Here is a 6,827-nt window from a genome sequence, read left to right as displayed (position 1 = left end):
AAGTCCCCTTGGGGGACGAAGGGCGCGGCGACATCGTCGGCCGGATCGAAGCTCAGCACCGGCGTGATGCCCGGGTCGGCCGCGTCGAGCAGCGCGTCGTATTCGGCGTCGGCGCAAGCCGGGTTGTCGCGCAGACGCGCGATGCGCCAGCTCACTTCGCTCCACGTGCGATGCAGTTCGGCACGCGGCGCCTCGTAGAGCTTCTTCGCGTCGCGATAGATCTCGATCACGTCGCGCTCGTTGGTCTTGCCGATCACGTGCGAGCACGCCGACAGATCATGCTCGCGCAGCGCGGCGAGCACCGCGTCGCGATCGGCCGCGCGCACTTGCACGACGGCGCCGAGCTCTTCGTTGAAGAGTGCGCGCAGCGTGCGGTCGTCGCGGCGGCCGCTGGTCTGCTTCGCCCAGTCCTTCGCGTCGCCGTAATCGGATTCGTGGTGCGCGTCGAGCACGAGCATGTCGACGTTCAGCGACACGCCCGCGTGACCCGCGAACGCCATTTCGCAAACCGTCGCCCACAGGCCGCCGTCCGAGCGGTCGTGGTACGCGAGCAGCTTGCCGTCGCTATTGAGCGACTGGATCGCGTTGAAGAAGCGCTTCAGATCTTCCGGATCGTCGACGTCCGGCACCGTGTCGCCGACCTGCTGCGTGACCTGCGCGAGAATGCTGCCGCCCAGACGCTGCTTGCCGCGGCCGAGATCGATCGCGATCAGCACCGACTCGCCGACTTCGCTCACGCGCTGCAGTTGCGGCGTCAGATGCTTGCGGACGTCTTCAACCGGCGCGAACGCGGAGATGATCAGCGACACCGGCGCGACCACTTCCTTCGCGACGCCGCTCTCTTCCCAGCGGGTGCGCATCGACAGCGAATCCTTGCCGACCGGAATGCCGATACCGAGCGCCGGGCACAGTTCCATACCGATCGCCTTGACCGTGTCGTAGAGCGCGGCGTCTTCGCCAGGCGCGCCGCACGCGGCCATCCAGTTGGCCGACAGCTTGAGTTTGTCGAGCGACGCGATCGGCGCCGCCGCGATGTTGGTGATCGCCTCGCCGACCGCCATGCGGCCCGAGGCCGGCGCGTTGATGACGGCGAGCGGCGTGCGCTCGGACATTGTCATCGCTTCGCCGCTGAAGCCTGCGTAGTCCATCGTCGTGATCGCGACGTCGGCCACCGGCACCTGCCACGGACCGACCATCTGATCGCGCGCGGTCGTGCCGCCGACCGAGCGGTCGCCGATCGTGATCAGAAACGACTTGCTCGCGACCGTCGGATGACGCAGCACGCTCTGCGCGACGTCTTGCAGCGCGAGGCCGGTCACGTCGACCGGTTCGAGCCTGCGCTCGGCACGCTTTACGTCGCGGTGCATACGCGGCGCCTTGCCGAGCAGCACTTCCATCGGCATATCGACTGGCTGGTGCGCGCCTTCCTGCTGTTCGGAATCGATGAGCTTCAGCTGACGCTCGGCGGTGGCCGTGCCGATCACCGCGAACGGGCAGCGCTCGCGCTTGCACATCGCCTCGAACACCGGCAGATCGGCCGGCGCGATCGCCAGCACGTAGCGCTCCTGCGCTTCGTTCGACCAGATTTCGCGCGGCGACAGACCGCTTTCTTCGAGCTGGATCTTGCGCAGTTCGAACAGTGCGCCCTTGCCCGCACCGTCCACCACTTCGGGGAACGCGTTCGACAGACCGCCCGCGCCGACGTCGTGAATACTGAGGATCGGGTTCTTGTCGCCGAGTTGCCAGCACGCGTTGATCACTTCCTGCGCGCGTCGCTCGATTTCCGGGTTGCCGCGCTGCACCGAGTCGAAGTCGAGCTCGGCCGTGTTGGTGCCGGTCGCCATCGAGCTCGCGGCGCCGCCCCCCATGCCGATGCGCATGCCCGGGCCGCCGATCTGGATCAGCAGCGAGCCTTCCGGCAGATCGTGCTTGTGCGTGTGCTGGTCGGAGATATTGCCGATGCCGCCCGCGATCATGATCGGCTTGTGATAGCCGCGCACGAGACCCGCGACGTTCTGCTCGTAGGTGCGGAAGTAGCCGCCGAGGTTCGGCCGGCCGAATTCGTTGTTGAACGCGGCGGCGCCGAGCGGGCCGTCGATCATGATCTGCAGCGGCGAGGCGATGCGGTCCGGGCGGCCGTACGCTTCGTGCTGGTCGGCCGGATTGCGCTGCGCGAGCGGCTGAGCGGTGTCGCGGGCGTTTTCCCACGCCTCGACGCCGTCCGGCAGTTCGAGGTTCGATACCGTGAAGCCCGCGAGGCCCGCCTTCGGACGCGCGCCGCGTCCGGTCGCGCCTTCGTCGCGGATTTCGCCGCCTGCGCCGGTCGCGGCGCCCGGGAACGGCGAGATCGCCGTCGGATGATTGTGCGTTTCCACCTTCATCAGCGTGTGCGTGAGCTCGACGCTGCGGCCATAGTGCTCGGGCAATTCGCTCGCGCCGAGCAGCGCCGGCGTGCGCGGGAACCAGCGCTCGGCCATGCCGCCGACCATGATCGCCGAGTTGTCCGAATACGCGACGATCGTGCCCTGCGGGTTCAGCTTCTCGGTGTTGCGGATCATGTTGAACAGCGACATGTCCTGCTTCTCGCCGTCGATCGTCCAGTCCGCGTTGAAGATCTTGTGGCGGCAGTGCTCGCTGTTGGCCTGCGCGAACATCATCAGCTCGACGTCGGTCGGATTGCGGCCGAGCTTCGTGAATGCGTCGACCAGATAGTCGATTTCGTCGTCGGCGAGCGCGAGGCCCAGTTCCGCGTTGGCGGTTTCGAGCGCGGCGCGGCCGCTCGCGAGCACGTCGACGGTTTGCAGCGGCTTGGCCGGCAATTCGTCGAACAGATGCAACGCATGGTCGCGCGACGGCGCGACGCTCTCGGTCATGCGATCGTGCAGCGCGGCGGCGACGGCCGCGCGCGCTTCGTCCGACAGCGTCTTCTTGCCGCCGAGCAGGCCGCTTTTCAGCGTCACCGAGTACTCGACGCCGCGCTCGATGCGGCGCACCCGCGTGAGCCCGCACAGATGCGCGATGTCGGTTGCCTTGCTGGCCCACGGCGACACGGTGCCAAAGCGCGGCACGACGAGGAAGGTCTCGACCGCGCCACGCTCCTTGCCTTCTTCGAACGGATCGCCGTAGTGCATCAGCGCCTCGATCTTCGCGCTGTCTTCAGCGGACAGCTCGGTCTGGGCATTGACGAGGTGCAGATACTGCCCGCGCACGCCGGTGATATTCGGGTCGATGCGCGTGAGCGTGTCGAGCAGGCGGGTTTGACGGAAATCGGAGAGGGCCGAAGCGCCGGGGAAACACGAGAAGTGGGCCATGGGACTTGACGTTGCGTCGCTCATTGATGCCGGGGAGCCGCGCATGCAGGCGACGTGAGGCGGAAAGGAAGTCGCAGATTATACCCCGGGAACGGGCTTCCAGCGGGCTCCGGGGTGCGTGGGCGGCGGGCCGCGCCGGCCCGCGCGAGGCGTCGCCGCGGTGCCCGTCGCGTCGCCGCGCGGGTGTTTTGACTGCTATCATTCGCGTTTCACCAGATCGGCGCACGCGGCCCGGGCTTCACCCGGCGGCGCGCCGCATGTCACAGCCAGCGGGAACGCGCGCGAGCCGCCCGTCGGCACATCGAATCAGAGCATGGATGTCATCGTCATTGGCGGCGGGGTAGCGGGCGTCGCCACCGCTTATCACCTGCGCGCGGCCGGCCACCGGGTATGCGTCGTCGAGCGTCACGCGACCGTCGCGCAAGGCGCCACCTACGGACAAGGCGGCAATGTGCTGCCGACGCCGCTCGACGTCTGGTTCGGCCCGACCTTCATGGCGAGCCGCTACAACGCGAAAAATGGCGTGATCAGCAAGACCGGCTTCAACGGCGCCGCGCGGCAGTTCATCAAGCAGCTCGGAGCATGGCAGAAGCCCGAGGCGTTCGCGCGCCAGTATGCGCTGCTGCGGCCGCTGATCGAATCCTCGCGCGATGCGATGGCCGACGTCGAAGCCCGCTTCGGCCTCGAATTCGAACAGGCGAGCGGTCTGCTGTACCTCGTGCGCAGCGCGCACGAATGGGAGCTGAACGCAGCCGCGCTCGATCTGCTGCACCGGTTCGAGGTGCCGCATCACGTGCTGAGCCCGGCCGAATGCGCGGCGTTCGAGCATGCGGTCCCCACAGATCCTGAATTCGCCGGCGGCGTGCTGTTCGAGCACGAGCGCACCGCGAACTGTCCGCTTTTTGCCAAGCTCGTCAAACAGGTGCTCGATACCCAAGGCGGCGTGCAGTTCATGCCGAACTGCGAGGTGACCGGCATTCGTCTCGAAAGTCAGCGCGCGGCGGTCGAACTGGCGCCGCGCGACGGCGCGCCCCGCTCGCGCGAGATCGACGTGGTCCAGGCCGACGCCGTCGTGGTCGCCGCCGGTTACGGCAGCCTCGCGCTGCTCGAACGCGCGGGGCTCCGGCTGCCGCTGCATCCGCTGCGGCTGCATTCGCTGGTCGCGCCGATCGCGCACGAGGAATGCGCGCCGCACGTCGCGATCGTCGATGCGGTCAAGCGCATCGGCATCAGCCGCATGAACCATCGGCTGCGGATCGCGGGCGGCGCGGTGCTGCAAAGCGCGAGCCAGATCGACAAGCCGCTCGGCGAACCGCTGACCAAGGAGGCGCTCGCGTTGCTCGGCCAGGCGACGCACGACTGGATTCCGGGCGCCGCGCGCATTTCGGCGGCGCTGCCGTGGGAAGGCGTGAAACTGCTGTCGCCCGATGGCTTGCCGGTGATCGGCAACGCGCTGCATCCGCGGCTGTTCATCAACGTCGGGCATGGCCCGGCCGGCTGGGGCCTCGCCTGCGGCGCGGGCAAGCTCGTTGCACAGCTGATGTCGGGACAGACGCCGACGTTGCCGCAAGACACGCTCGCTGCATTGAGGCCGGAGCGGTTCCAGTAAGGTTTCGTGCTGTTCCAGGCGGGTATGGCGGGCTGACAGCCCGCTGTCGATACCCCGCGTTCATCGCACCGCTTCCGCCGCACGCACCGAAACAGCCGCACGCCGTGCGCCTATCGGCACTAACATAGCGATTCCAAAGTCTGCCCGCCGCGCCGCGGGCGCACCGCCAGGTTTCGCCATGACAGACGCAGAAAACTCGCTGCTCTCCCTTTTCGATCCGCTGACCGACTCGCAGCCGCTTGCGCTGCCGCTGCTGACGCTGACCGACTTGCGGATCGCCGAATCCCAGGCCGCCGCGGACCTGCCCGAGCACACGCTGATGGCGCGCGCCGGTCATGCGGCCGCGCGCTGGCTGCTCGAACGGATCGCCGCGGATACGTCGGTGACGAAGTCGCAGCAGCGCGCGTGGCTGGTCGCCGGCCCCGGCAACAACGGTGGCGACGCGCTGGTCGTCGCGACGGAACTGCACAAGGCCGGCATCGCGGTAGAAGTCTGTATGCCGGTTGAAGTGAAGCCCACCGACGCGCGCTGGGCGCTCGACGCCGCGCGCGCCGCCGGCGTGCCGATCGACGCGGCGCCGCCCGCGTCGCTCGACGGCTATGGCTGGCTCGTCGACGGTATGTTCGGCATCGGTCTCGCGCGGCCGCTCGAGGGCGTCTTCGCGACGCTCGCGCGGCAGCTGTCGCAGCGCACGAAGGCGCGCCCGACACAAGGCGCCGTGCTCGCGCTCGATGTGCCCAGCGGGCTCGACAGCGACACCGGCGCGGTGATCGGCGGCAACGGCGCGGCGGCGGTCCATGCGACGCACACGATCACGTTCATCGGCGCGAAGCCGGGGCTTTTCACCGCGCAAGGCCGCGATCTCGCCGGGCGAGTGACGGTCGCACCGATCGGGCTCGTGGCAGGGATCAACGGCGGGGGCAGCCAGGACGCTGCCGCCAGCGCCTCACGTGCGGCGATCCAGCTCAGCGCGCCCGATCTCTTCGGCCCCTTCATGCCCCCACGCAACTTCGCGACCAACAAGGGCACCTTCGGCAGCCTCGCGGTGGTCGGCGGCGACACCGGCATGTGCGGCGCGCCGATTCTCGCGGCACGCGCGGCGCTCTACACCGGCGCGGGCAAGGTCCACGTCGCGCTGCTCGGCGAAGGCGCCCCGCCCTACGATCCGCCGCACCCCGAACTGATGCTGCATCCGATCGACACGCTGCCGCTCGATTCGATGGACGCACTCGCGATCGGCTGCGGCATGGGGCACGGCGAACGCGCGACGCGGGTACTGCACGACGTGCTGCAACTCGACGTGCCCAAGCTGTTCGATGCCGACGCGCTGAACCTGGTCGCCAAGGATCCCGCGCTCGCCGCGGAAGTCACCGCGCGCGGCGTGCAAGGCGATCCGTGCATTTTCACTCCGCATCCGCTCGAAGCGGCGCGCCTGCTTGGCAGCGATGCGGCGAGCGTGCAACGCGACCGTCTCGCGGCCGCGCGCGCGCTCGCGGCGCGTTTTGCGAGCATCGTCGTGCTGAAGGGCGTCGGCACGATCATCGCCGCGCCCGACGGCCGCCTCGCGCTGAACCCGACCGGCAACGCCGCGCTCGCGACGGGCGGCACCGGCGACGTGCTCGGCGGCATCATCGGCGCGCTGCTCGCGCAGCATCTGCCACGCTTCGAGGCGGCGCTCGCGGGCGTCTATCTGCACGGCCTCGCCGCCGATACGCTGACCGCGCAGGGCCACGGCCCCGCCGGGCTGACGGCCGGCGAGCTGGCACCGATGGTGCGTACCTTGTTGAACCGGCTGTTCTATTCGGCGCCGCTTGCTTGACGCGCGCGATTGCTCTGAATACGAATCGCGTTCGCGGCGCTCGTTCACACCGATGAAACATCGCGATCCCGATCATTGCGAGCGCGCG

At 68.8% G+C, this 6,827-nt stretch carries 3 protein-coding genes; 2 read left to right on the top strand and 1 reads right to left on the bottom strand.

Annotation, left to right across the window (positions count from 1 at the left end):
• Positions 1-3,311: phosphoribosylformylglycinamidine synthase (gene purL, locus HDG33_RS22445; protein WP_184033481.1), on the bottom strand; the 3,311-nt coding region annotated here is incomplete at its 3' end.
• 313 nt (positions 3,312-3,624) lie between these two features.
• Between purL and HDG33_RS22440 the strand changes: the two genes are divergently transcribed.
• Both HDG33_RS22440 and HDG33_RS22435 read left to right on the top strand, forming a co-directional pair.
• Entirely contained in the window at positions 3,625-4,920 is a 1,296-nt protein-coding gene (locus tag HDG33_RS22440; RefSeq protein WP_184033478.1) for an FAD-dependent oxidoreductase, read from the top strand.
• A gap of 178 nt (positions 4,921-5,098) precedes the next feature.
• Positions 5,099-6,739 carry an NAD(P)H-hydrate dehydratase gene (locus tag HDG33_RS22435; RefSeq protein WP_184033474.1) on the top strand — a complete coding sequence of 547 codons (1,641 nt, stop codon included), beginning with the start codon at positions 5,099-5,101 and terminating at the stop codon, positions 6,737-6,739.
• Positions 6,740-6,827 lie beyond the last annotated feature (88 nt).

Source organism: Paraburkholderia sp. Cpub6, from assembly GCF_014201065.1.
Classification (GTDB): domain Bacteria; phylum Pseudomonadota; class Gammaproteobacteria; order Burkholderiales; family Burkholderiaceae; genus Paraburkholderia; species Paraburkholderia tuberum.
Note: the sequence above shows the minus strand (reverse complement) of the source record. Positions and strands in the feature narration are given on the sequence as shown.